General features: G+C 71.4%; 19 protein-coding genes, 1 tRNA gene and 1 riboswitch. Of the genes, 15 read left to right on the top strand and 5 right to left on the bottom strand.

What is annotated here, in order from left to right:
- Positions 1-125: 125 nt before the first annotated feature.
- The 12 genes from ACIO9J_RS30255 to ACIO9J_RS30310 all read left to right on the top strand — a co-directional run bounded on the left by ACIO9J_RS30255 (position 126) and on the right by ACIO9J_RS30310 (position 13420).
- Positions 126-713 carry a hypothetical protein gene (locus ACIO9J_RS30255; protein WP_402006483.1) on the top strand — a complete coding sequence of 196 codons (588 nt, stop codon included), beginning with the start codon at positions 126-128 and terminating at the stop codon, positions 711-713.
- Positions 714-715: 2 nt separating this feature from the next.
- Positions 716-2287, top strand: coding sequence for a protein kinase (locus tag ACIO9J_RS30260; RefSeq protein WP_402006486.1), 1572 nt, complete (start codon positions 716-718; stop codon positions 2285-2287).
- A 152-nt stretch (positions 2288-2439) separates the two neighbouring features.
- Positions 2440-3108 (top strand): SurA N-terminal domain-containing protein, encoded by a 669-nt coding sequence (locus ACIO9J_RS30265; RefSeq protein ID WP_402006489.1) that lies wholly within the window; start codon positions 2440-2442, stop codon positions 3106-3108.
- Between the two features lie 68 nt (positions 3109-3176).
- On the top strand, positions 3177-4196 hold the full coding sequence (locus ACIO9J_RS30270) for a nucleoside triphosphate pyrophosphohydrolase (protein WP_402006492.1): 1020 nt from the start codon (positions 3177-3179) through the stop codon (positions 4194-4196).
- A gap of 38 nt (positions 4197-4234) precedes the next feature.
- Positions 4235-6061, top strand: coding sequence for a sel1 repeat family protein (locus tag ACIO9J_RS30275; RefSeq protein WP_402006495.1), 1827 nt, complete (start codon positions 4235-4237; stop codon positions 6059-6061).
- Positions 6058-7359 carry a cytochrome P450 gene (locus tag ACIO9J_RS30280; RefSeq protein WP_402006498.1) on the top strand — a complete coding sequence of 434 codons (1302 nt, stop codon included), beginning with the start codon at positions 6058-6060 and terminating at the stop codon, positions 7357-7359. Before ACIO9J_RS30275 ends, ACIO9J_RS30280 begins: the two co-directional genes overlap by 4 nt.
- Before the next feature lie 175 nt (positions 7360-7534).
- A complete protein-coding gene (locus ACIO9J_RS30285; RefSeq protein WP_402006821.1) occupies positions 7535-8599 on the top strand; it encodes a transglycosylase family protein in 1065 nt (354 codons plus the stop codon).
- Between the two features lie 194 nt (positions 8600-8793).
- Positions 8794-8995: riboswitch (cyclic di-AMP (ydaO/yuaA leader) on the top strand.
- A 4-nt stretch (positions 8996-8999) separates the two neighbouring features.
- Positions 9000-9713, top strand: coding sequence for a transglycosylase family protein (locus ACIO9J_RS30290; protein ID WP_402006501.1), 714 nt, complete (start codon positions 9000-9002; stop codon positions 9711-9713).
- Between the two features lie 323 nt (positions 9714-10036).
- Positions 10037-11323 (top strand): phosphopyruvate hydratase, encoded by a 1287-nt coding sequence (gene eno / locus ACIO9J_RS30295; protein ID WP_402006504.1) that lies wholly within the window; start codon positions 10037-10039, stop codon positions 11321-11323.
- A 111-nt stretch (positions 11324-11434) separates the two neighbouring features.
- The gene (locus ACIO9J_RS30300) at positions 11435-11914 is read left to right on the top strand and encodes a septum formation initiator family protein (RefSeq protein WP_402006507.1); all 480 of its coding nucleotides are present in this window, start codon (positions 11435-11437) and stop codon (positions 11912-11914) included.
- A 22-nt stretch (positions 11915-11936) separates the two neighbouring features.
- On the top strand, positions 11937-12470 hold the full coding sequence (locus ACIO9J_RS30305) for a DUF501 domain-containing protein (RefSeq protein WP_402006510.1): 534 nt from the start codon (positions 11937-11939) through the stop codon (positions 12468-12470).
- Positions 12467-13420 (top strand): exopolyphosphatase, encoded by a 954-nt coding sequence (locus tag ACIO9J_RS30310; protein ID WP_402006513.1) that lies wholly within the window; start codon positions 12467-12469, stop codon positions 13418-13420. Before ACIO9J_RS30305 ends, ACIO9J_RS30310 begins: the two co-directional genes overlap by 4 nt.
- Positions 13421-13432: 12 nt before the next feature.
- On the opposite strand, the gene ACIO9J_RS30315 is transcribed toward ACIO9J_RS30310, so the two are convergent.
- Complete coding sequence (locus ACIO9J_RS30315) at positions 13433-13702, bottom strand: type II toxin-antitoxin system RelE/ParE family toxin (protein ID WP_402006516.1); 270 nt, start codon at positions 13700-13702, stop codon at positions 13433-13435.
- Complete coding sequence (locus tag ACIO9J_RS30320) at positions 13699-13971, bottom strand: type II toxin-antitoxin system Phd/YefM family antitoxin (protein ID WP_402006519.1); 273 nt, start codon at positions 13969-13971, stop codon at positions 13699-13701. Before ACIO9J_RS30320 ends, ACIO9J_RS30315 begins: the two co-directional genes overlap by 4 nt.
- 471 nt (positions 13972-14442) lie before the next feature.
- Here ACIO9J_RS30320 and ACIO9J_RS30325 point away from each other — a divergent pair, with 471 nt between their 5' ends.
- Positions 14443-15846: an NAD(P)/FAD-dependent oxidoreductase gene (locus ACIO9J_RS30325; protein ID WP_402006522.1), complete on the top strand. Its 1404-nt coding sequence runs from the start codon at positions 14443-14445 to the stop codon at positions 15844-15846.
- A gap of 232 nt (positions 15847-16078) precedes the next feature.
- Positions 16079-17383 (top strand): class I SAM-dependent methyltransferase, encoded by a 1305-nt coding sequence (locus ACIO9J_RS30330; protein ID WP_402006525.1) that lies wholly within the window; start codon positions 16079-16081, stop codon positions 17381-17383.
- 75 nt (positions 17384-17458) lie between these two features.
- On the opposite strand, the gene ACIO9J_RS30335 is transcribed toward ACIO9J_RS30330, so the two are convergent.
- Positions 17459-19969: an ABC transporter permease gene (locus ACIO9J_RS30335; RefSeq protein ID WP_402006528.1), complete on the bottom strand. Its 2511-nt coding sequence runs from the start codon at positions 19967-19969 to the stop codon at positions 17459-17461.
- 163 nt (positions 19970-20132) lie between these two features.
- Entirely contained in the window at positions 20133-20903 is a 771-nt protein-coding gene (locus ACIO9J_RS30340; RefSeq protein WP_402006531.1) for an ABC transporter ATP-binding protein, read from the bottom strand.
- A 379-nt stretch (positions 20904-21282) separates the two neighbouring features.
- Between ACIO9J_RS30340 and ACIO9J_RS30345 the strand changes: the two genes are divergently transcribed.
- Positions 21283-21365, top strand: a tRNA-Leu gene (locus ACIO9J_RS30345).
- Between the two features lie 126 nt (positions 21366-21491).
- Here ACIO9J_RS30345 and ACIO9J_RS30350 read toward each other — a convergent pair.
- The gene (locus ACIO9J_RS30350; protein ID WP_402006534.1) at positions 21492-23183 is read right to left on the bottom strand and encodes an IclR family transcriptional regulator C-terminal domain-containing protein; all 1692 of its coding nucleotides are present in this window, start codon (positions 23181-23183) and stop codon (positions 21492-21494) included.
- Positions 23184-23282: the final 99 nt, after the last annotated feature.

Here is a 23282-nt window from a genome sequence, read left to right on the forward strand (position 1 = left end):
ACCGCGGCCCGCCCCGCGTGCGTGACCAGTACGACAACGGTTCGGTACAACCCGGGACCGCTTCCCGTGGTCGGCCTATACGCTCGAATCCGCATTCGTTCGTCCTTCACGTACCAGGAGCAGCCATGCACGGCCACGGCTACGCGCCGCCCCCACCGCCGCCCCCTTCCGGGGGTTCGCCTGCGACGGTGCGCGTGTTGTTCGTGGTCCTCGCGGTCGTGACGTGCGGCCTGCTCGCGTGGACCACGCTGCTGCGCCTCGCCCTGGTGACCCGCAAGGCGCACGACTGGGCGCTCTTCGGCTTCGCCACCGTGCTCGACGTCAGCGCCCTCGCGATGATCGGGATCGACAAGGGCGAGGACGAGTTCGAGGGCCCCGGCAACGTGGGCATGGTGGTCCTGCTCTGCACGCTGGTGGCCGTGCTCGCCTATTACCTGTACGCGGACATCCGCCACTTCAGCCGGTACCGCGCACCGCGCTTCGACGGCTACGTACCGCAACAGGCCCAGCCCGCCTACGGCTACCCGCAGCAGCCCGCGCCGGGCCCCGTCCACCAGCAGCCCACCCAGCTCCACCACCAGGCGCCGCCGCAGCCGCCCGCGCACCACACGCCGCAGCCGCCGACGCGCCCCGCGCCCGCCCGCATCCACCAGGTCCGCGCCGAACTCGACGAGCTCAGCGACTATCTGCGCAAGCAGGAAGGCGGCAGCTGACCGTGACAGCGGGCACGTCGCCCGGGACGGGGGCGGCGCAGGGCGGCCGCGTCGTCGCGGGACGCTACGAACTCTCCACGCTCATCGGCCAGGGCGGCATGGGCCAGGTCTGGACGGCGTACGACCAGCGCCTGGACCGCCGCGTCGCCGTGAAGCTGCTGCGCCCCGACCGGGTCGCGGGCGCCGAGGCCGAGGAGCTGCGCCGCCGCTTCGTGCGCGAGTGCCGGGTGACCGCGCAGGTCGACCACCCCGGCCTGGTCACCGTGCACGACGCGGGCAGCGAGCCCTCCGAGGACGGGGCGCTCTTCCTCGTCATGCAGTACGTCGACGGCGCGGACCTCGGCGACCACCTCGCCGAGCACGACCCCTATCCGTGGCAGTGGGCCGTCGCGGTCGCCGCCCAACTGTGCGCGGTGCTCTCCGCCGTGCACGCGGTGCCGATCGTGCACCGCGACCTCAAGCCGCGGAACGTGATGGTCAAGCAGGACGGCACGCTCTCCGTCCTCGACCTCGGCATCGCCTCGGTGATGGACACCGACACCACCCGTCTCACCCACACCGGTTCGCCGATCGGCAGCCCCGCGTACATGGCGCCCGAACAGGCGATGGGCGGCGCCGTCGGCCCCTACACCGACCTCTACGCCCTCGGCGTGCTCCTGCACGAACTCCTCAGCGGCGACGTGCCGTTCTCCGGCTCCACCGCGCTCGGCGTGCTGCACCGCCACCTCTACGAACCGCCGCTGCCGGTCCGCAGACTGCGCCCCGAGGTGCCCGAGGCCCTGGAGGCGCTCGTCCTGCGGCTGCTCGCCAAGGACCCCCAGCACCGGCACGCCAGCGCCCAGGAGGTCTACGGGGAACTGGCGCCGCTGCTGCCCGCGCGCGGCGTCCCCTCCGGCCGCCCGCTCGACCCGACCCGCCCCTTCCTGCGCCCGCACGCGCCCTGGCCGGACCGCGCCGCGACCCCCGCGCCCGCCCCCGACCTGCCGCCGCGGCCGCCGGGTTCACCGCCCCAGCAGGACGTCGCCCGCGCCGTCGACGACGTCAAGCGGCTGCTCGGCGAGGGCCGCATCACCCAGGCCGTCGACATCCTCGGCGCGATCCTGCCCGCCGCGGCCGCCAAGCACGGCGAGCACTCGCCCGTCGTGCGCACCCTGCGCAAGCAGTACGCGGCCACGCTAATGGACGACGGCCAGTACCGCCGCGCCCTGCCCGAGCTGCGCCGCCTCGCCGACGAGCGGGCCGCCGAGTCGGGACAGGCCGACCCGCACTCCCTCCAGTTCCGCTACGAGGCCGCGCAGTGCCTGGAGCAGCTCGGCGAACCGGCCGCGGCGCTCGCCGAGTACCGCGCGCTGCTCCCCTATTACGAGAACCACTACGCCACGGACGACCGCCGCCAGTCCCTGGAGATCCGCCGCCGCATCGGCCATCTGCTGCTCGCGCTCGGCGACCGGCCCGCCGCCCACGACACCCTCGCGCGTCTGCTGCACGACGCGGAGCTGCTGCACGGACCCGGACACCCGTTCCCCGCGGAGATCCGCCGCACCCTGCAATGGCTCGGACAAGTGCGCGGCTGACGCCCGTACGGCTGGGTCGAGGGTGCCCCAACTCCCGGGAAATCGTTGGTCGAATAGGTGTCGAATGGCTGGCCGAGAAGACGGCCACTGCCTACCATCGATCATCGCAAGACCTTGTGCACCGCCGCACAATCTCCAACGGGAGGTCCTCCTTGCACCGCCGTCGTCGCACAGCGCTCATCCTCTCCGCGGCCGCGATCGCCGCGGCCCCGCTCCTCACCGCCTGCGGCAGCGAGGCGCACCCCGGTGCCGCCGCCGTCGTCGGCGGCGACCGGATCACGGTCGCGCAGCTGGAGAGCCGGGTGAACGAGGTGCGCGACGCGCAGCGGGCCGCCATTCCGGACGACGCCCAGTACACCCAGGCCATCGCCAAGTCCGGCGGCCTCACCCGCAGCACGCTGCACACGATGGTCCTCGACAAGGTCCTGCACCGCGCGGCCACCGACGCCGGGGTGAGCGTCACCCGCCGCGACATCCAGACCATGCGGGCCGGCCTGGAGCAGCAGGCGGGCAGCCGCAAGGCCCTCGAACAGGGCTGGCTCCAGCAGTACGGGGTGGCGCCCGCCCGTCTCGACGACAGCTTCCGCACCGAGATCGAGGCCCAGAAGCTCGCCAAGAAGCTGGGCGCCGACATGAACGCGCCGGAGGGCCAGGCGATCTTCTGGAAGGCGCTCTCGGCCGCCTCCAAGAAGCTCGACATCGACCTGAACCCGCGCTACGGCGCCTGGGACGTCGACAAGAACAAGCGCTCCGACACCAAGACGCCGTGGGTCCGCGAGGTCTCGTCCACCGGGTCCCAGGACCAGGGGCAGCAGGCTTAGGGTCCTGCTGGCACCGGAGGGACCGGAGGCGCCGCGGCGCTGTCGGTGGGCTGGGTTACGTTCGACGCGTGAACGACACCGAGCCCACGCCCCCGGCCGCCGCGTCCGACCTCTCCGAGGAGTCCGTCGGCCGCGTCATCCTGCTGACCACCAGCCACCGCGTCGCGCCCGGCCTGCTCTCCTGGCCCGCCTGGCAGGCGCTGCACGGCGCCGACGAGGTGCTGTGCGCCGACGCCGCGCACCCCCAGCTGCCGTATCTGCGGGAGGCGGGCGTGCGGGTCGAGCAGGCGGCGCCCACCGCGCAGGAGCTGGTCGACGCCTGCGCGGGCGGCCGCACGCTGCTCGTGATCGCCACCGCCGAAGGCGACCGCCCCCTGACCGACGGCCTGGCCCGCCTGGCGGGTTCGGGCCGTATCGCCATGCCCGACCTGGAGCTGCTCCCCGCCTCGTACGACCTGCCGGGCGCGCGCCTGCTCGACCTGGTCCAGGTGATGGACCGGATCCGCGTCGAATGCCCCTGGTCCTCGCGGCAGACCCACGAGGGCCTGGCGAAGTACGCGATCGAGGAGGCGTACGAACTGGTCGAGGCGATCGAGCAGGGCGACAGGGACGAACTGCGCGAGGAGCTCGGCGACGTCCTCCTCCAGGTCGTCTTCCACGCGCGGATCGCCGAGGAGGGCGGCCCCGACGAGGACGACGAGCCCTTCTCCGTCGACGACGTCGCGGGCGGCATCGTCGACAAGCTCGTCCACCGCCACCCGCACGTCTTCGGCGACGACTCGGCGCTCACCCCCGAGGAGGTGAAGGCGCACTGGCTGCGCACCAAGGCGGAGGAGAAGCAGCGCACGTCCCTCACGGAGGGCATCCCCCTGGGCCAGCCCGCCCTGGCCCTCACCGCGAAGCTGTCATCTCGCGTGCGCACGGCGGGACTTGAGGTGGCGGTGCCGACGGGGGAGGGCGTGGGGTACGAGCTGCTCGCGCTCGCGCTGCGGGCGGAGGCGGAGGGGGTGGATCCGGAGGCGGCGCTGAGGGGGGCGGCGCGCGCGTACCGGGATGCGGTTCTCGCGGCCGAGGGGGCGGGGGCTTAGTACCGTGGCGGTAGGCAGCGGCGGGCTTGGGGGCTTGGGTGGAAGCGGAGTTGGAGGCGCTGGCGGTCTCGGCCGCGGCGGTGCTGGCATCGGCCATGCGGGCGCCGGACTGGCCCCGCACGGAGCTCCGCTTCCGTGACTGCTTCGCACGCGCGGGCGTGCGCGGCGGATTCGCCAGGCACCTGTCCAGGGACCAGCGCCTGCTGGCCACCGGGGAGCTGAGCGGCACCGACCTGGAGGCGGCCTGGGCCCACCGGCTCCGCGTCAGGCTCGCCGAGCTCGCCGAACTCCCCGGTGAACTCGGCACGCTGCTGGACGAGTTGAAGCCGGAGCGGGCCGACGCCGCGCCCGCCCCGGCGCACAACGCCATCTCGGGCGGCATGGTCGCCAACGCGGTGATGGCGGGGTCCATCGGGTCGGTCACCGTCAACGGCCAGGCGGCGAGCGGCGGGGCCACGGGCACCGACAACTGGCCGCGCGCGGGACAGCTGCGCCGCCTCGGCCTCGGCGTGCGCCCCACCCGCCGGTTCGCCGGCACGACGGCGCTGCCGCCCTATGTCGCCAGGGACATTGACGACGAACTGTCCGTCCTCGTGCGGCAGGCCGCGCACTACGGCGGCCTCGTCATCGTCACGGGCGAGCCGCTGTCCGGAAAGACCTCGACGGCATGGTCGGTGCTGCGGGCGAGCGTGGCGGAGGACTCCCGGGTCTTCGTCGCGGACGGCGGAACGGACCTGCGCGGCCTGCCGGACCAGCTCAGGGACCGTGACACCGCACACACCCACGTGGTGTGGCTGGACGACCTCGACGGCCACCTCGCGGAGCCCGGCACCCCCGGTGTCCTCGCCCGGCTCACCCATGACCGCGTCCTCGTCCTCGCGACGATGCGCGACGAGGCGTACGACCGACACCGCTTCGGCCACCACCCCGCCGCCCGCGCCCTGAGCGTCGCGCAGACCGTCGAGGTCCCCACGGAGTGGAGCGAGCCGGAACTGGCACGGCTCGCGACGGTGGACGACACGCGCTTCGTGGACGCGGTGCGCTGGCGCGGGGCCCTGGGCGTCACGGAGTTCCTCGCGCTAGGCCCCGAGCTGTGGGAGGAGTGGCGCAGGGCCCGGCGGGCGGGAGGACGGCGGCTCGGGCACCTCCTGGTGCGCGCGGCGATCGACCTGGCGCGGCACGGGATCACCGAGGCGATGCCGCTGGCGGCGCTCAGGAAAGTGGCGGAGGAGTACGAAGAGCAGCCGAGGACGGACGAGGAGACGTACGACGACGGTCTCGTATGGGCCCTCGCGCTCCGGGCCGGCGTCGCCGGACTGCTCGTGCAGGGCGAGACGGAGGGGACGTGGCGGGCGTGCGGCACGCTGGTCGCGGACGCCTTGCGCGCACCGGACTTCCCGGCGGCCGACGAATACGTCTGGTGGGCCATGCTCCAGAACGCGCAGGAGCACAGCCCGGCGAAGCACGGCGAACTCCTCGCGGCGGCCAGGTCCGCCCTGGCGGGACGCGGGGAGTCGGGTGACGTCGGAGTGATGCAGGCCCTCGCGGAGTTCGCCAGTGCGGCGGGGGACATGGCGGACGCCAAGTCCTGGTACCGCAGGATGGTGGAGCACGACCCGGACAGGGCCCTGCTGGTCGGCCTCGACCTCGTGGAGCTCGGCGAGCACACGGAGGCCGCCGGATATCTGGAGACGGCCGCCGCCGACGGCAGCCGCGGCGCGGTGGGGCAGCTCGCCCGTATGTACGTCGACCGCGCGGCGCACTGGCTCGCCCGCGCCGCCGAGCAGGGCGACGTGCAGGCCGCCGCCACCCTCGCTCACCTGCGGTCAGCCCCCGGCATGGGTCCGGCTACCGTCAAGGAGTGACCGAAAAGACCGCCCCCTCCGCCGCCGGGGGCACCCCGGAGACCCCGCCCGAGGCCCAGGGGCCAGAACTCTTCACCTGGGAGTTCGCCACCGACCCCTACCCCGCGTACGCCTGGCTGCGCGAGAACTCCCCGGTGCACAGGACCACGCTGCCCAGCGGCGTCGACGCCTGGCTGGTCACCCGGTACGCGGACGCCAAGCAGGCCCTCGCCGACCAGCGGCTCAGCAAGAATCCGGCCCACCACGACGAGGGCGCGCACGCGAAGAGCAAGACGGGGATCCCGGGCGAGCGCGGTGCCAATCTCATGACGCACCTGCTCAACATCGACCCGCCGGACCACACCCGGCTTCGGCGCCTCGTGTCGAAGGCGTTCACGCCGCGCCGCGTCGCCGAGTTCGAGCCGCGCGTGCGGGAGCTGACGGACCAGCTCATCGACCGGTTCGTGGAAGGGGGGAGCGCCGACCTCATCCACGAGTTCGCCTTCCCGCTCCCCATCTACGCCATCTGCGACCTCCTCGGCGTCCCGCGCGAGGACCAGGACGACTTCCGCGACTGGGCGGGCATGATGATCCGGCACGGGGGCGGGCCGCGGGGCGGGGTCGCCCGGTCGGTGAAGAAGATGCGCGGCTATCTCGCCGAGCTGATCCACCGCAAGCGCCTCGACCCGGGCGACGACCTCATCTCCGGCCTGATCCGCGCCTCCGACCACGGCGAGCACCTCACCGAGAACGAGGCCGCGGCGATGGCCTTCATCCTGCTCTTCGCCGGCTTCGAGACGACCGTCAACCTCATCGGCAACGGGATGTACGCGCTGCTCACCCACCCCGAGCAGCGCGCGCGGCTGCAACGTGCCCTGGAAGAGGGGGACACGGCGCTCCTGGAGACGGGCGTGGAGGAATTGCTCCGCTTCGACGGTCCTGTCGAGCTCGCCACCTGGCGGTTCGCGACGGAGGCGCTCAGCGTCGGCGGGCAGGACATCGCCGCGGGCGACCCCGTTCTCGTGGTGCTCGCCGCCGCCGACCGCGACCCCGAGCGGTTCGCCGAGCCCGACACCCTCGACCTGTCCCGGCGCGACAACCAGCACCTCGGATACGGGCACGGAATCCACTACTGCCTCGGTGCCCCGCTCGCCCGTCTGGAGGGCCAGACCGCCCTCGCGACACTCCTGCGGCGACTTCCCGATCTGCAACTCGCGGCGGATCCTGCCGATTTGCGGTGGCGTGGCGGGCTGATCATGCGGGGACTTCGCACGTTGCCCGTGGAGTTCACATCCGCACAGAAAACGGCGGGCAACTGACGGACCGTCAAGACTGTGACTTTCACGTGATCTCCGCTGCATCGACTTGTGACAAGCGTTCGAGTGCGACTACGTTCACGTCGACTCGGGCACCCGGTGCCCCAGTCGCCGCACCAGTCCCCAAGCTCTCGGCTCCGCTCGAGCAGGGGAGACCCCACCCGTGAAAGGCAACCGCATGCTCTCCGGCAATGGTCGTCACCGACGCCCCCGCCAAGCCCCGGCCCTCATCGTCGCGGCAGGAGTCACCGGATCCGCCATCGCCATCCCACTCCTCGGCGCGACCAGCGCGAGCGCCGCCGACACGGCGACGTGGGACAAGCTCGCCGAGTGCGAGAGCGGCGGCGCCTGGAGCGCCAACCCGGGCAACGGGTACTACGGCGGGATCCAGTTCTCCCAGGACATGTGGGAGGGCTACGGCGGCCTCGACTACGCGCCGAGCGCCGACCAGGCGTCCAAGTCGCAGCAGATCGCCGTCGCCGAGAAGGTCCTGGAGGACAAGGGCCCCGGCGCCTGGCCGAGCTGTGCCCCGATCGCGGGTCTCACCGACGACGACGCCGCGGCCGACGTGGACCCGGGTGACCCGATGACGCCCCCCTCGGACCCGGCAGGGTCCGAAGGCAAGGACAAGTCCGAAGGCAAGGACAAGTCCGACGGCAAGGACAAGCCCTCGGAGAAGCCTTCGGGCAAGCCCTCCGACTCCGCGGACCCGGCGGACGGTACCGACGGTAAGTCCGGCTCCGACGACGCGTCCGACGACGCCTCCGGAGACAAGGATCACGACAAGTCGGGCAAGGACGGCAAGGGCGGCAACAGCGACAAGGACGGCAAGGGCAGCGGCGGGGACGGCGAGAGAGGCAAGGGGGCCGACGGCAAGGACGGTGCGGAGGACTCCGGCAAGTCCGGAGGCGAGGACTCCACTTCGCCCGGATCCGAGGACTCCACCGCCCCCTCCGACGACTCCGCCCCCGGCCGCCACCGCGGCGACCGCGCCGACGAGCAGCCCTCCGGAGGCGACGGCGAGGACCGCACAGGACGGCACGCCTCGCGCGGCGGCGACCGCTCGGGCAAGACCGCCGACGGGACGTACACGGTCCGCTCCGGCGACAGCCTCTCGGTGATCGCGGACGACCTCGGCGTCGACGGCGGCTGGCCCTCGCTCTACGCCGGGAACAAGAAGACCGTCGGCGGCGACCCGGACCTCATTCTCCCCGGTCAGAGCCTCGATTTGGGCGAAAAGTAAGGGAAGTTGACGAAGAGTCGGGCGGGGCCTTCGCGTCGAATGTCCGATTTGGCGCGAGTGAGAGATGGGTCTCAGAAGCCCTGATCGTCTTTGAAATTCCGGCGATCGCGTGTCTACGGTCGTCACCGCTCGCCACTGGTGGGCCCCGCCGGTCGGTACGCCGAATCCTGCCAACGGCCGGACGGGAACAGTCGTCGCTTCGAGCGCCGTAGGCAGGAGCGGGGGACCCAAGGTAAGTGCCGGGCCCGCCCGTTGAGCGGCCACCAGCCGAGAGGCTGGGAGGCCGGGAGACGGACGGAATCGGCTAGGGGTTAAGTCGCACTCAAGAAGTGCGACCGGGCAACCACATCGGCCCGCACCCGACAGCTCACCTCGCAGGCGTCGGTGAGGGGATCAACTCATGCTGTTTTCCAGCAAGGGCAAGCACCGCCGTCCGTCCAAGGCCACCCGTGTCGTCACGCTCGCCGGTGTCACCGGTGCCGCCGTGGCCGCCCCGCTGATGGCCGCGGGCTCCGCCTCTGCCGCCACCGGCGCCGAGTGGGACGCCGTCGCCCAGTGCGAGTCCGGCGGCAACTGGTCGATCAACACCGGCAACGGCTACCAGGGTGGCGTGCAGTTCTCGCCGTCCACCTGGGCCGCGTACGGCGGTACCAAGTACGCGCCGACCGCCGACAAGGCCTCCAAGGCCCAGCAGATCGAGATCGCCGAGAAGGTCCTCGCGGGCCAGGGCAAGGGTGCCTGGCCGAGCTGTGGCGTCGGTCTCTCGGGCGCCGCCTACAACGGTGGCGGCGGCCAGCAGGAGCAGGCCCCGCAGCAGCAGGCCAAGCCGCAGCCGCAGAAGACGCAGCAGCAGGCCGCCCCGCAGCAGCAGGCCACGCCGAAGCCGCAGCCCACGCCGCAGACCGAGACCAAGAAGAAGACCGTCGAGACCCCGACCGGCAAGACGGTCAAGAAGGGCGACGGCGAGTACAAGGTCGAGTCCGGCGACACCCTCTCCAAGATCGCCGAGTCGCACAAGGTCAAGGGCGGCTGGCAGAAGGTCTACAAGCTCAACGGCGACATCATCGACGACGCCGACTTCATCTACCCGGGCCAGCAGCTCCACCTGAAGTAGCGGCCCCACCCGGCCGTGCCTCGGCGGACGCACGGCCACCCCCCCGTCCCCACGGGCTCCCCGCCCCGGTGCGCGTATCCCCCGTACGCACCGGGGCGGGGCCATGTCCGGGTCCGGCCGCGCGGCCCGGCCCGGTTCCGTGTTCGCCCCTAGCGAGCTACCGGCCAGTAGAAACACGGGCTTCCGTCCCGTTTCCCGGGTATTTGGGCCCTGGCCCGTCCCACGGGACGGGCGGTCGGCTGGCCGAAGCCCTGGAGCCCGTTAGGCTCGTGAGACGCAGGGCTGAAGCGGCCCCGCGTAAATGCGTCATATCCCAGAAGGAGATGCTCGTGCCGTCCATCGACGTCGTCGTAGCCCGGGAAATCCTGGACTCCCGAGGCAACCCCACGGTCGAGGTCGAGGTCGGCCTCGACGACGGCAGCACGGGTCGTGCCGCCGTTCCGTCCGGTGCCTCCACCGGTGCTTTCGAGGCCATCGAACTCCGTGACGGTGACCCCAACCGTTACCAGGGCAAGGGCGTCGAGAAGGCCGTCCTCGCCGTCATCGAGCAGATCGGCCCGGAGCTCGTCGGCTACGACGCCACCGAGCAGCGCCTGATCGACCAGGCGATGTTCGACCTGGACGCCACCGACAACAAGGGCTCGCTCGGCGCCAACGCCATCCTCGGCGTCTCGCTCGCCGTCGCGCACGCCGCCTCCGAGGCCAGCGACCTGCCGCTGTTCCGCTACCTCGGCGGCCCGAACGCGCACCTGCTGCCCGTCCCGATGATGAACATCCTGAACGGTGGGTCGCACGCCGACTCCAACGTGGACATCCAGGAGTTCATGATCGCCCCGATCGGCGCGGAGTCCTTCTCCGAGGCCCTGCGCTGGGGCGCCGAGGTCTACCACACCCTCAAGAAGGTCCTGAAGACCAAGGGTCTGTCCACCGGCCTCGGCGACGAGGGCGGCTTCGCCCCGAACCTGGAGTCGAACCGCGCCGCGCTCGACCTCATCGTCGAGGCGATCAAGCAGGCCGGTTACGTTCCCGGCGAGCAGATCGGCCTGGCGCTCGACGTCGCCGCGTCCGAGTTCTACAAGGACGGCAAGTACGAGTTCGAGGGCAAGTCCCGCTCGGCCGCCGAGATGACCGAGTACTACGAGGAGCTCGTCTCCGCGTACCCGCTGGTCTCCATCGAGGACCCGCTGTTCGAGGACGACTGGGCCGGCTGGAACGTCATCACCGAGCGCCTGGGCGACAAGGTCCAGATCGTCGGCGACGACCTCTTCGTCACCAACCCGGAGCGCCTGGCCCGCGGCATCGAGGAGGGCTCGGCCAACGCCCTGCTCGTCAAGGTCAACCAGATCGGTTCGCTGACCGAGACCCTGGACGCCGTAGAGATGGCCCAGCGCAACGGCTTCAAGTGCATGATGTCCCACCGCTCCGGCGAGACCGAGGACGTCACCATCGCCGACCTGGCGGTCGCCGTGAACTGCGGTCAGATCAAGACCGGCGCCCCGGCCCGCTCGGACCGCGTCGCCAAGTACAACCAGCTCCTGCGCATCGAGGAGATCCTCGACGACGCGGCCGTCTACGCCGGCCGCAGCGCCTTCCCGCGCTTCAAGGGCTGATCAAGCGCGAGGCCCGGTCGTAACGCCGGGTTACCTACGTCCCCGCACCCGGTCCCGTACCGTGTGCGGGGACGTACGTACGTTTACGCGCTGCTCTGGGGAGGCGGAACCATGGCCAAGGCCGGGACCAAGGACCGGTTCTCCACCGCGACCCGCCTGCGGCTGCTCGGCGAGCAGACCGCCGAGCGGGTCTACCGCTCCCAGACCAAGCGCCAGGCCCGCCGCTCCCGGCTCACCGGGCGCGCGGCCCTGCTCGCGCTCGTGCTCTGCTCCCTCGTCGTCGCGCTCGCGTACCCGATAAGGCAGTACGTCTCGCAGCGCGCCGAGATCGACGACCTGCGCCGGCAGAAGGCCGAGCGCCAGGAGGACGTCGAGAAGCTGCGCGACGAGAAGGCCCGCTGGCAGGACGACGCGTACGCGGAGCAGCGCATCCGGGACCGGCTGCACTACGTGATGCCGGGCGAGACCGGCTTCACGGTGATCGACCCCGCGGCGGCGCAGAGCCGCCGCGCGGACCAGCGGGCGGCCACCCGCCCCTGGTACTCGAACGTCTGGGACGGCGTCGACAAGGCCGACCGCCCCGACGACTGACCCAAGGACACGAAAGACAGGCATGGAAACGCCCCCGCCGACCACCGAGCGCACCGAGCCCACCGACGCCGACGTCGAGGCCTTCAAGCAGCAGCTCGGCCGCCCGCCGCGCGGCCTGCGGGCCATCGCGCACCGCTGCCCCTGCGGACAGCCCGACGTCGTCGAGACGGCCCCGCGCCTCCCGGACGGCACGCCGTTCCCCACGACGTACTACCTGACGTGCCCGCGGGCCGCCTCCGCGATCGGCACGCTGGAAGCCAACGGCGTCATGAAGGAGATGTCGGAGCGGCTCAAGACGGACCCGGAGCTGGCCGCCGCCTACCGCAAGGCGCACGAGGACTACATCGCGCGCCGCGACGCCATCGAGGTCCTGGAGGGCTTCCCGAGCGCGGGCGGCATGCCGGACCGCGTGAAGTGCCTGCACGTCCTGGTCGGCCACTCGCTGGCCGCGGGCCCCGGCGTGAACCCGCTGGGCGACGAGGCGATCGCGATGCTGCCCGAGTGGTGGGCGAAGGGCGCGTGCGTGACGCCGTGCGCCGTCGGGGACGCCGAGTGACGCGCGTCGCCGCCATCGACTGCGGCACGAACTCCATCCGCCTGCTCGTGGCGGACGTCGACCCGGCCACCGGCGAGCTGGTCGACCTGGACCGGCGGATGACGATCGTCCGCCTCGGCCAGGGCGTGGACCGGACGGGCCGCCTCGCCGAAGAGGCGCTGGAGCGCACCTTCGCCGCCTGCCGCGAGTACGCCGCGGTCATCAAGGAACTCGGCGCCGAGCGCCTGCGCTTCGTCGCCACCTCCGCGTCCCGCGACGCCGAGAACCGCGACGACTTCGTGCGCGGCGTGGTGGAGATCCTCGGCGTCGAGCCCGAGGTCATCACCGGTGATCAGGAGGCGGAGTTCTCCTTCACCGGCGCGACCAAGGAGCTGGTCGGCCGGGCCGGCCCGGCCACGCCGTACCTGGTCGTGGACATCGGCGGCGGCTCCACGGAGTTCGTGGTGGGCGCCGAGCACGTCGAGGCGGCCCGCTCGGTCGACGTGGGCTGTGTCCGGATGACCGAGCGCCATCTCGTACGCGACGGGGTCGTCACGGACCCGCCGACGCGCGAGCAGCTGGACGCGGTCCGCGCCGACATCGAGGACGCCCTCGACCTCGCCGAGCGCACCGTGCCGCTCAAGGAGGCCCGCACGCTGGTGGGTCTCGCCGGTTCGGTGACGACGGTGGCGGGCATCGCGCTGGACCTGCCGGCCTACGACTCCGCGGCGATCCACCACGCCCGGATCTCCTACGAGCAGGTCAGCGCGATCGTGGACCGCCTGACCCACGCCACGCACGCGGAACGCGCCGCGATCCCCGTGATGCACGAGGGCCGCGTCGACGTGATCGCGGCGGGCTCGCTGGTGCTGCTCGCGATCATGGACAGGGTCGGCGCGAGGGAGGTCGTGGTCTCGGAACACGACATCCTCGACGGGATCGCGTTCCACACGGCACTCGACGCACGGTAGGAGGAGAGGGCGCTACAGACTGCGGTAGACGTCCCGCCGGTCGCCCACCTTGACGACGAGGATGACGAGTTCACCGTCGTTGATCTGGTAGGCGACCCGGTAGTTGCCGACTCGGAGCCGGTAGAGGCCCGAGGGTCCTGTGAGCTTCTTGATGTCGGCGTCATCGCGGTACGGATCGTCGCCGAGGGCGGTCAGTGCGGTCAGGATGCGCATGGCTTCGAGTCGGTCGATGGCCCGGATCTGCCGCTGTGCTGCCGTGGTGAACCGGAACGCGTACTTCACGCGGTGCCTTCACCGCGCTCGCTGAACAGGTCCGCCAGCAGCTCGGCCATCGAGACGGTGGGCTCGCCGTCGGCGAGAACCGCTTCCGCCTCGCGGGCCAGCAGCACGTCGGCCGCGTCTTCCAGTGCTTCGAAGTCGGCGATCGGCACGACCGCGGCAACCGGGACACCGTTGCGTGTGATGACGGTCGGAGTGCCTTGCTCGGCCTGGTTGATGTGCTCCGCGAGGTGTGCGCGTGCGTCTCTGACGGTCGCGGTGTTCTCGGTCATGGAATCAGTGTACGCGTTTGTGTGTACACGCTGCCAGGCGCAGGAGTCGCGTTCGCATCGCCCCATCGCCTGAGCGCGTCCTGTAGCGTCTGAGCGGTCGCGAGGGGGGTCGAAAGGCCCCCTGGCGACACGCCGTCGGAAAACTTCGTGAAGTTCTTCACAAGGAATTCGGCCCTGATGGGCGAGGTTCGTGGGTGTCCGGCGGCCGAAAGGGCCCTCTCGGGGTGCTCCGGCGCGTGACGAGGGCGCTTCGCGCATGTGTCGCGCGTGTGAAGCGGTCCGGTGGTCCACTCCGTGCGGGAGCCCAGAGGGGCAGCTCACAAGGGGTGGACAACGACTCGCGTGGCGCGGTGGTTCCCCTGTGACGCCATGACCTCCGTCACGTGGGCGGCGAAGTGTAGCAGAGGGCCTGCCGAACCTTGTGAAGGGGCGCACGAGCGACCCCCGGCGGGCAGGTGGATACTCGATGGCATGAGCACCACGGAGCGTCCCAGGATCCTCGTAGTAGGCGGTGGGTACGTAGGCCTGTACGCAGCTCGGCGCATTCTCAAGAAGATGCGCTACGGAGAGGCGACCGTCACGGTCGTCGACCCCCGGTCGTACATGACCTACCAGCCCTTCCTCCCCGAAGCCGCCGCCGGCAGCATCTCGCCTCGGCACGTCGTCGTCCCGCTGCGACGCGTACTGCCGAAGGCCGAGGTCCTCACCGGCCGGGTCACCACCATCGACCAGGACCGCAAGGTAGCCACGATCGCCCCCCTCGTGGGCGAGGCGTACGAGCTGCCCTTCGACTACCTCGTCATCGCGATGGGCGCGGTCTCCCGCACCTTCCCGATCCCCGGTCTCGCCGAGCAGGGCATCGGCATGAAGGGCATCGAGGAGGCCATCGGCCTGCGCAACCACGTCCTGGAGCAGCTGGACAAGGCTGACTCCACGACGGACGAGGACGTCCGCCGCAAGGCGCTGACGTTCGTCTTCGTCGGCGGTGGCTTCGCGGGTGCGGAGACCATCGGCGAGGTCGAGGACATGGCCCGCGACGCGGCGAAGTACTACACCAACGTGAAGCGCGAGGACATGCGCTTCGTGCTGGTGGACGCCGCGGACAAGATCCTCCCCGAGGTCGGCCCCAAGCTCGGCCAGTACGGCAAGGAGCACCTGGAGAGCCGCGGGGTCGAGGTCTACCTCTCGACGTCGATGGACTCCTGCGTCGACGGCCACGTGGTCCTCAAGAACGGCCTGGAGGTCGACTCCAACACCATCGTGTGGACCGCGGGCGTCAAGCCGAACCCGGCGCTCTCCCGCTTCGGTCTGCCGCTCGGCCCCCGTGGCCACGTCGACACCCAGACGACCCTCCAGGTCCAGGGCAGCGACTACATCTGGGCCGCGGGCGACAACGCCCAGGTGCCGGACATGGTCGGCCGCAAGGCCGGCAACGAGAACGCCTGGTGCCCGCCGAACGCCCAGCACGCGCTGCGCCAGGCCAAGGTCCTCGGCGACAACGTGATCTCCGGCATGCGGGGCTTCCCGCAGAAGGAGTACAGCCACGCCAACAAGGGTGCGGTCGCCGGTCTCGGCCTGCACAAGGGCGTCGCGATGATCGTCATGGGCAAGATGAAGATCAAGCTCAAGGGCCGTCTCGCCTGGTACATGCACCGCGCGTACCACGGCATGGCGATGCCGACGTTCAACCGCAAGATCCGCGTCTTCGCGGACTGGACGCTCGCGATGTTCCTCAAGCGCGAGGTCGTCTCCCTGGGCGCCCTGGAAGCGCCGCGCGAGGAGTTCTACGAGGCCGCCAAGCCGGCCCCGAAGCCTCCGGTCGCCGCCGAGCCCGCCCCGGCGGTCAAGGCCGAGGAGAAGGCCAAGGCCTCCTGACCTCGCGGTACTGATCCACCCCGAAGGGGCCGTCCGCCATCCGTGGTGCGGGCGGCCCCTTCGGCATGTCCGGGCGCGGCCCGGCGGCGTACCCCTCGCAAAAATAGGTGCCCCCGGCATCTATTTTGCCGATCCGTGACGCGGCAACGGGACTGCGCAGGCGGCACTTCGGTGTTTACGTGGTGTTGGTCCGTTCCGGGATCCGGCCGATCTCACCACGGAGGTGTGCGCCATGCAGAACGCCGCACTGCGGCTGAAGAACCTCGCCGAGCAGCTCATGGGAGCCGCGCTGCCCGTGCGCATCCGCGCCTGGGACGGATCCGAGACCGGCCCACCGGGTGCGCCCACCCTCGTCGTGCGCAACCGCAGGGCCCTGCGCCATCTGCTGTGGAAGCCGGGCGAACTGGGCCTGGCCCGCGCCTGGGTGGCCGGTGACCTGGACGTCGACGGGGACCTCTACGCGGCCCTCGACCTGATGGCCGAGTTCATCTGGGAGCAGAGCGAGGACGCCAAGAGCCTGCGGCAGTCCCTGCGCGAGCCGCGGTTCCGCGCCGGGGTGCGGGGCCTCGTCGCCCTCGCCGCGCCCTTCCTGCCGCCCGCACCGCCGCCCGAGGAGATGCGCAGACACGGCAGACTCCACCTGCACACCAAGGGCAGTGACCGGCAGGCCATCAGCCACCACTACGACGTGGGCAACGAGTTCTACGAGCTGGTGCTCGGTCCCTCGATGGTCTACTCGTGCGCCTACTGGGAGTCGCCGGGAAGCACCCTGGAGGACGCCCAGCGCGACAAGCTGGAGCTCATCTCCCGCAAGCTCGCCCTGCGGCCCGGCATGCGGCTGCTGGACGTCGGCTGCGGCTGGGGCTCCATGGCGATCCACGCGGCGCGCGAGCACGGCGTCACCGTCGTGGGCGTCACGCTCTCCCAGGAGCAGGCCGCGTACGCGCGCAAGCGCATCGCGGAGGAGGGCCTCACCGACCGGATCGAGATCCGCGTCCAGGACTACCGCGACGTACGCGACGGTCCCTACGACGCGATCTCCTCGATCGGCATGGCCGAACACGTCGGCTCCGCGCGCTACTTGGAGTACGCCCAGGACCTGCACGCCCTCCTGAAGCCCGGCGGACGGCTCCTGAACCACCAGATCGCGCGCCGCCCGCAGGCCGACGAATCGGCGTACACGGTCGACGAGTTCATCGACGCCTACGTCTTCCCCGACGGCGAACTCGCGCCCGTGGGGACCACCGTGGACCTGCTGGAGCGCGCCGGGTTCGAGGTGCGCGACCTGGAGGCCATCCGCGAGCACTACGCCCTCACGCTGCGCGGCTGGGTCGCCAACCTGGAGGCGCACTGGGCGGAGGGCCAGCGCCTCACCTCGCCGGGCCGCGCCCGCATCTGGCGGCTCTACATGGCCGCCTCCGCGCTGGCCTTCGAGCGCAACAGGATCGGGGTCAACCAGGTCCTGGCGGTCAAGACACCGGAGCAGGGGACATCGGGGATGCCGTTGCGGGCCAGGGACTGGCGGGTGGACTCCTAACCAGGTACGCGAAGGGCCCCGGACGAGATGAGTCGTCCGGGGCCCTGTCACCTGTCACCTGTCACCCGAGCGGAGCTACTCCGCCTTGATGGCCTGCAGCGGGTTCAGCCGCGCCGCGCTCCGCGCGGGCCACACCGCCGCGAGGACGCCCACCAGGGCCGCGATGCCCAGGAAGACCGCGATCCGGCCGACCGGGATCTCCATGGAGTACGTGGAGACCGACTCGCCGATGGAGCCGCCCGCGATCCAGCCGAGGAAGAGGCCGAGCACGATGCCGAGCACCGCGCCGAACAGCGAGATGATCACCGCTTCGAGGCGGACCATCTGCTTGACCTTCGCGCGGTCCAGGCCGATCGCCCGCAACATGCCGATCTCGTGCTTCCGCTCGAAGACCGACATCGCCAGGGTGTTGATGACGCCGAGCACCGCGATCAGGATGGCCATCGCGAGCAGGCCGTAGAGCATGTTCAGCAGCATGTTGATGGCGCCGCCGACCTGGTTGCTGATCGCGTCCTTGTCCTGGATGGTGATCGCCGGGTTGTCGCCGAGGGCCTTGACGATGGAGTCCTCGGCCTTGTCCGAGGGGCCGCCCTTCATCTTCACCAGGACCTGCTTGTCGACGACCTTGTCGAGGTGCGGGTCGACGAAGGCGGTGGGGCTGAAGATGCCGTTGAGCATCTCGTTGCCCTCGTAGACGCCGCCGACCTTCGCCTTGACGGTCTTGCTGTCGTCCTCGAACTTCACCGGGATGGTGTCGCCGGGCTTGAGGCCCTTGTCCTTGGCCATGTCCCGGTCGACGAGGATCTCGCCGCGGCCGAGGGCGTCGATCGAGCCGCTGTCGAAGTCGAGGCCGACCAGCTTGCCGATGGACTTCGGGTCGACGCCGGAGATGTTGGTGAACGACCCGTCGGCCTCGCCGTACGCGGTGCGCTGCGGGCTGCTCGCCTCGACGCCGGGGAGCTTGTCCAGCTTCTCGCGGACCTCGGGGGTCAGCGGCTGGAAGTTCGCCATGGAGACCGCGTAGTCGGCCTTCAGGGAGCCGGCGGCCATCTTGTTGATGGCGGTGCCCATGGAGGTCGCCACGACCGTCATCGCCGTGATGAGGGTCAGACCGATCATCAGGGCCGCTGCGGTGGACGCGGTACGGCGCGGGTTGCGCACCGAGTTGAGGCGGGACAGCTTGCCGGTGACGCCGAACGGCTTCAGGAGCGGGGCCGACGCGGCGATGAACGGGCGGGAAAGCAGCGGCGTGAGGACGATGACGCCGACGAGCACGATGCCCGCGCCGCCCGACTTCACGTAGTTGTCCTTCATGAACAGCATGAGCACGCCGAGCGCGACGATCAGCGAACCGATGGTGTTGCGGACGACGAGACCGCGCATGGTCGGCGTCGCGTGCACGCTGTTCATCGCGGCGACCGGGGGGATCCGCGCGGCGCGGCGGCCCGGCAGCCAGGCGGCGAGCATCGTCACGAACACACCGATGATCAGCGCGACCGCGATGGTCAGCGGGGCGACGACCAGCGGTCCGTCGGGCAGCGAGGCCCCCGCGGAGTTCATCAGGGACTGCAGGCCGACGGCCACGCCGATGCCGAGCGCGAAGCCGGTGACGGCGGCGACCAGGCCGACCAGGAACGCCTCGATGAGCACCGAGCGCGTCACCTGGCGGCGCGAGGCGCCGACCGCGCGCATCAGGGCCAGCTCCTTGGTGCGCTGGGCGACGAGCATCGTGAAGGTGTTGGCGATGATGAAGATGCCGACGAAGAGCGCGATGCCGGCGAAGATCAGCAGCACCTGGCTCATCGACTTGGTCTGCTGCTCGATCGCCGCGTCCTGGTCGTCGGAGAGCGCGGCCCCGGTGATGGAGTCCGTGTCCTTCGGCAGGATCTTGTCGACGGCGGACTTGAGCGTGGCCTCCGAGGTGCCGGCGGCCGCCTTGACGTCGATCTCGTCGTACTCGGTCTTGTTCAGCGCCTTCATGGCGGTCTTGTTGTCCAGGACCACCAGGCTGCCGCCCGCGACGACGCTGCCGTCGGAGGTGTCGAAGATGCCGCTGACCTTCGCGGTGTGCACGGGGCCGTCGGTGGAGAAGCGGACGGTGTCACCGACCTTGAAGCCGGTGCGCTCGGCCGTCCTGCTGTCCAGGGCGATGTCGGCCGCGGACTTCGGGGCGGCGCCCTCGGTGAAGTCGTACCGCGGGTCCTTGCCGTCCTTGCCCGGGTAGAGGTTGGTGCCGGTGGTGCCCCACTCGCCGCCCACCAGCTTGCCGTCCTTGTCGGCGAGCGCGGTGAAGCCGGACACGGAGCCGATGGCGGACTCGGCGCCGGGCAGCGCCTCGGCCTTCTTCAGGAGGCCGTCGGTGAGACGGCTCGGCTGCTTCTCGGGGTCGCTGGCGTAGCCGTCGGGCCGGATGGCCACGGAGACGTGGTCGAAGCTCTTCGCCGACTTGTTCTTGTAGGCGTTGCCGAAGGTGTCGGTGAAGACCAGGGTGCCGGAGACGAACGCGACGCCGAGCATGACGGCGAGCACGGTCATCAGCAGCCTGGCCTTGTGCGCGAGCACGTTGCGCAGGGCGGTACGGAACATGGGATCAAGTCCTGGGTCAAGTGGGAGGGGGGAGAGCCCCGCAGGGGCCTCTCCCGGGGGCGCGGGGAACTGCGCGACAAGCCACAGACGGCCCGCAGTCCCGACGAAAGCCCGGCCTCGACGGCGGGAGGGAAAACACCGCCCGAGGCCGAGCGGCCACTGGCTAGCTCGTCCGGCCCTTCGCGTCGAAGTGCTTCATCCGGTCGAGGACGCCGTCAGCCGTCGGCCGGTGCATCTGGTCCACGACCCGCCCGTCCGCGAGGAAGATCACGCGGTCCGCGTACGACGCGGCCACCGGGTCGTGGGTGACCATCACGACGGTCTGCCCGAGGTCGCGCACGGAGTTGCGCAGGAAGCCGAGGACCTCGGCGCCGGAGCGCGAGTCCAGGTTTCCGGTCGGCTCGTCACCGAAGATGATCTCCGGCTGGGAGGCCAGGGCGCGGGCCACGGCCACGCGCTGCTGCTGGCCGCCGGAGAGCTCGGTGGGCCGGTGGCTGAGCCGCCCGGAGAGGCCGACCATCTCGATGACCTGTTCCAGCCACGCCTTGTCCGGCTTGCGGCCCGCGATGTCCATCGGCAGCGTGATGTTCTCCAGGGCCGTCAGGGTCGGCAGCAGGTTGAACGCCTGGAAGATGAAGCCGATCCTGTCCCGGCGGAGCTTGGTGAGCTGCTTGTCCTTCAGCGTGGACAGCTCGGTCTCGCCGATCCGCACCGACCCGGAGCTGAAGCTGTCCAGGCCCGCGACGCAGTGCATCAGCGTCGACTTGCCGGAGCCCGAGGGGCCCATGATCGCGGTGAACTCGCCCTGCCCGAAGTCGACGGAGACGTGATCGAGGGCGACCACCTGGGTCTCGCCCTGTCCGTACACCTTGGAGAGATCCGTGGCGCGCGCGGCCACGGCGGTGGCGCGGGCGGCGAAGGGTGTGGTGGTCACGGGGCGGTGCTCCTGTCGGACGACGAGTGGGGACGTACTCCATCGTCACGGCCGATCGGCGCCGTGAAGTCACCCGCTGTTCCGGTTCCGGGGGCCGCCTTCAGTCGGACTCGACGCTTCCGTGTCATACCTGGGGATGACAGGAGCCCTGACGAAACCGGGACGGGGGAGGCCCGGGCGGCTAAATTCCGTCATTCCGTGCAGAGGGCCATGAGACCGGCCGGGAGCGGGGAAAGGCCTCCGGCAAGTACCGATGGACCGTACCTGCGGCTGATGCACCCTCAGACGTCAATAAAATAAGACAACATCGGGCTGTCCTTCCGCTGTTCGGGGGATGCCTCCCGATAGGGTCGAATCCTTGATGCGGAGCCCACGGCCTGCCCGGATGGTGGAATGCAGACACGGCGAGCTTAAACCTCGCTGCCCCTCGGGGGCGTGCCGGTTCGAGTCCGGCTCCGGGCACATCCGCTGTCCTCGCGGAGCGCCGCCACCCGCATATTCCTCTACAGGTCCCTGACGGGCCGTCAGTTCCGTTTGTGTGCGCCGATGTTGATGATCACGGGCCCGGCCTGATCCAAACGAAAGACCCTAGGGCAGTCGCACGGTGTTGAAGCGGGCCGCCGTGTGCAGATCGGTCTCGATCGCCGCCGCGGTCTCGCGCAGGGCGGGCAGCAGGGCGTCGCGGGTCAGGGCCAGCGGGCCGGGGCCCGCGTGCTGTGCCACGTTCAGGGCCGCCACCACGCGGCCCGCCGCGTCCCTGACGGGAACCGCGACCGAGCGCAGGCCCTCCTCCAGCTCCTGGTCCGCCGTCGCGTACCCGGCGGACTCCGCCCGGTCGAGGATCCGGGCCAGGGCATCGGGGTCCGTCACGGTGTGCCCGGTCAGGGCGCGCGGCGGGGCGGCCGCCAGGAGGCGGGCGCGTTCCCCGGCGGGCAGCCCGGCGAGCAGCACCCGGCCCATCGCCGTGGGGTACGCGGGGAAACGGGTGCCGACCGTGATGCGGACGCTCATCACGCGCACGGTGGCCGCCCGCGCGACGTACAGGATGTCCGTGCCGTCCAGGACCGTCACCGACGCCGACTGGTGCACGCGGTCGGCGAGGTCGCGCAGGTGCGGTTCGGCGAGTTCGGCGAAGCCGAGCCGGGACAGGCTCGCGTGGCCCAGCTCCAGGATGCGGGGGAGCGGCCGGTAGCGGCGGCCGTCGTGCGCCGCGTACCCCTCCTGCTCCAGGGTGTGCAGACAGCGCCGCGCGGTGGCCCTCGGCAGCCCGGTGGCGGCGGCGATCCCGGTCAGCGCGAGCCCGTCACCACGGGCCTCCCCGAGGGCGCGCAGCACGGCGAGCCCGCGCGCCAGCGACTGGAGGAACCCGGGCCCGAGCTCGGCCTTGGCGGCGACGGGGTCGGCGCGGGGCGGCAGGGCGCCGGGGTCCGCGTCCGGGTCCGGGTCCGGTTCCGTCTCTACGCCTTGGCCCGCCCCTGCTTCCGCCTCTGCTTCCGCCCCTGCTTCCGCCCCCGCGAGCCCCTCCAGCCGCTCCGCCTCCGCGCGCAGTCGGGGCAGCATCGCCGTCGCGAAGTCGTCCGCCGTGTGTCTGCTGGTGTGGCTCACCGCCGACAGGGCGTACCGGACCCGGCCCGCCGTGTCCCGTACCGGTACGGCCACCGCGATCAGGCCCGGCTCGATCAGCTGGTCGTCCAGGGCCCAGCCCGTCTCCCTGGAGCGCGCCACGCGGGCCGCGAGGTCCGGCGGGGGCGTGGCGGCGGGGCCCGGCGGCAGGGCGGGGAAGGCGTCGCGTGCGGGGCCCGCGGCCACCCTCGCGCGCCAGGCCGCCCACCGGTCCTCGTCCCACGCGGCCGCGAACAGCGCGCCGGGGGCGCAGCGCTCGGGCGGCAGCAGGTCGCCGATGCGGAACGCCACCGACATCGCGCGGCGCCGCGCGGCCTGCGTCACGAACCGGACCCCGTCGCCGTCGGGCACCGCGAGGGACACCGACTCGTCGAGCTCGTCCGCGAGCCGGGCGGTGCGCGCGGCGACCTCGCCGGTCAGGCCGCTCGCCGCGAGGTAGGCGTTGCCGAGCTCCATGAGGCGGGGCGCGAGGTGGAGTTCCTGGCCGCGCACGCGTACGTAGCCGAGGCGGGCCAGCGTCGCCACCACCCGGTCGACCGTGGCGCGGGCCAGGCCGGTGGCGCGCACGAGGTCACCGGCACGCGCCCCGTCGGCCAGGGTGAGCGCGCGCAGCACGGCGAGGCCGCGCTCCAGGGGGCGTACGGACTCTTCCGGCACCGAGGCACTCCTCATCTCGCTTGTGAAATCGGGTGCCGCAGGACCGTTGACAGCGCACGGCCGCGCCCAGAGACTCCCGTCAGCACATTATGAACGAAA

Origin of the sequence: Streptomyces sp. NPDC087300 (genome assembly GCF_044744425.1) — a bacterium.
Classification (GTDB): domain Bacteria; phylum Actinomycetota; class Actinomycetes; order Streptomycetales; family Streptomycetaceae; genus Streptomyces.

Excerpts from the sequence above, each read along its gene's own strand:
- ACIO9J_RS30335 (WP_402006528.1), bottom strand. The coding sequence starts at position 19,969 with ATGTTCCGTACCGCCCTGCGCAACGTGCTCGCGCACAAGGCCAGGCTG.
- ACIO9J_RS30325 (WP_402006522.1), top strand. The coding sequence starts at position 14,443 with ATGAGCACCACGGAGCGTCCCAGGATCCTCGTAGTAGGCGGTGGGTAC.
- ACIO9J_RS30300 (WP_402006507.1), top strand. The coding sequence starts at position 11,435 with ATGGCCAAGGCCGGGACCAAGGACCGGTTCTCCACCGCGACCCGCCTG.
- ACIO9J_RS30330 (WP_402006525.1), top strand. The coding sequence starts at position 16,079 with ATGCAGAACGCCGCACTGCGGCTGAAGAACCTCGCCGAGCAGCTCATG.
- eno (WP_402006504.1), top strand. The coding sequence starts at position 10,037 with ATGCTCGTGCCGTCCATCGACGTCGTCGTAGCCCGGGAAATCCTGGAC.
- ACIO9J_RS30285 (WP_402006821.1), top strand. The coding sequence starts at position 7,535 with ATGCTCTCCGGCAATGGTCGTCACCGACGCCCCCGCCAAGCCCCGGCC.
- ACIO9J_RS30255 (WP_402006483.1), top strand. The coding sequence starts at position 126 with ATGCACGGCCACGGCTACGCGCCGCCCCCACCGCCGCCCCCTTCCGGG.
- ACIO9J_RS30290 (WP_402006501.1), top strand. The coding sequence starts at position 9,000 with ATGCTGTTTTCCAGCAAGGGCAAGCACCGCCGTCCGTCCAAGGCCACC.
- ACIO9J_RS30305 (WP_402006510.1), top strand. The coding sequence starts at position 11,937 with ATGGAAACGCCCCCGCCGACCACCGAGCGCACCGAGCCCACCGACGCC.
- ACIO9J_RS30320 (WP_402006519.1), bottom strand. The coding sequence starts at position 13,971 with ATGACCGAGAACACCGCGACCGTCAGAGACGCACGCGCACACCTCGCG.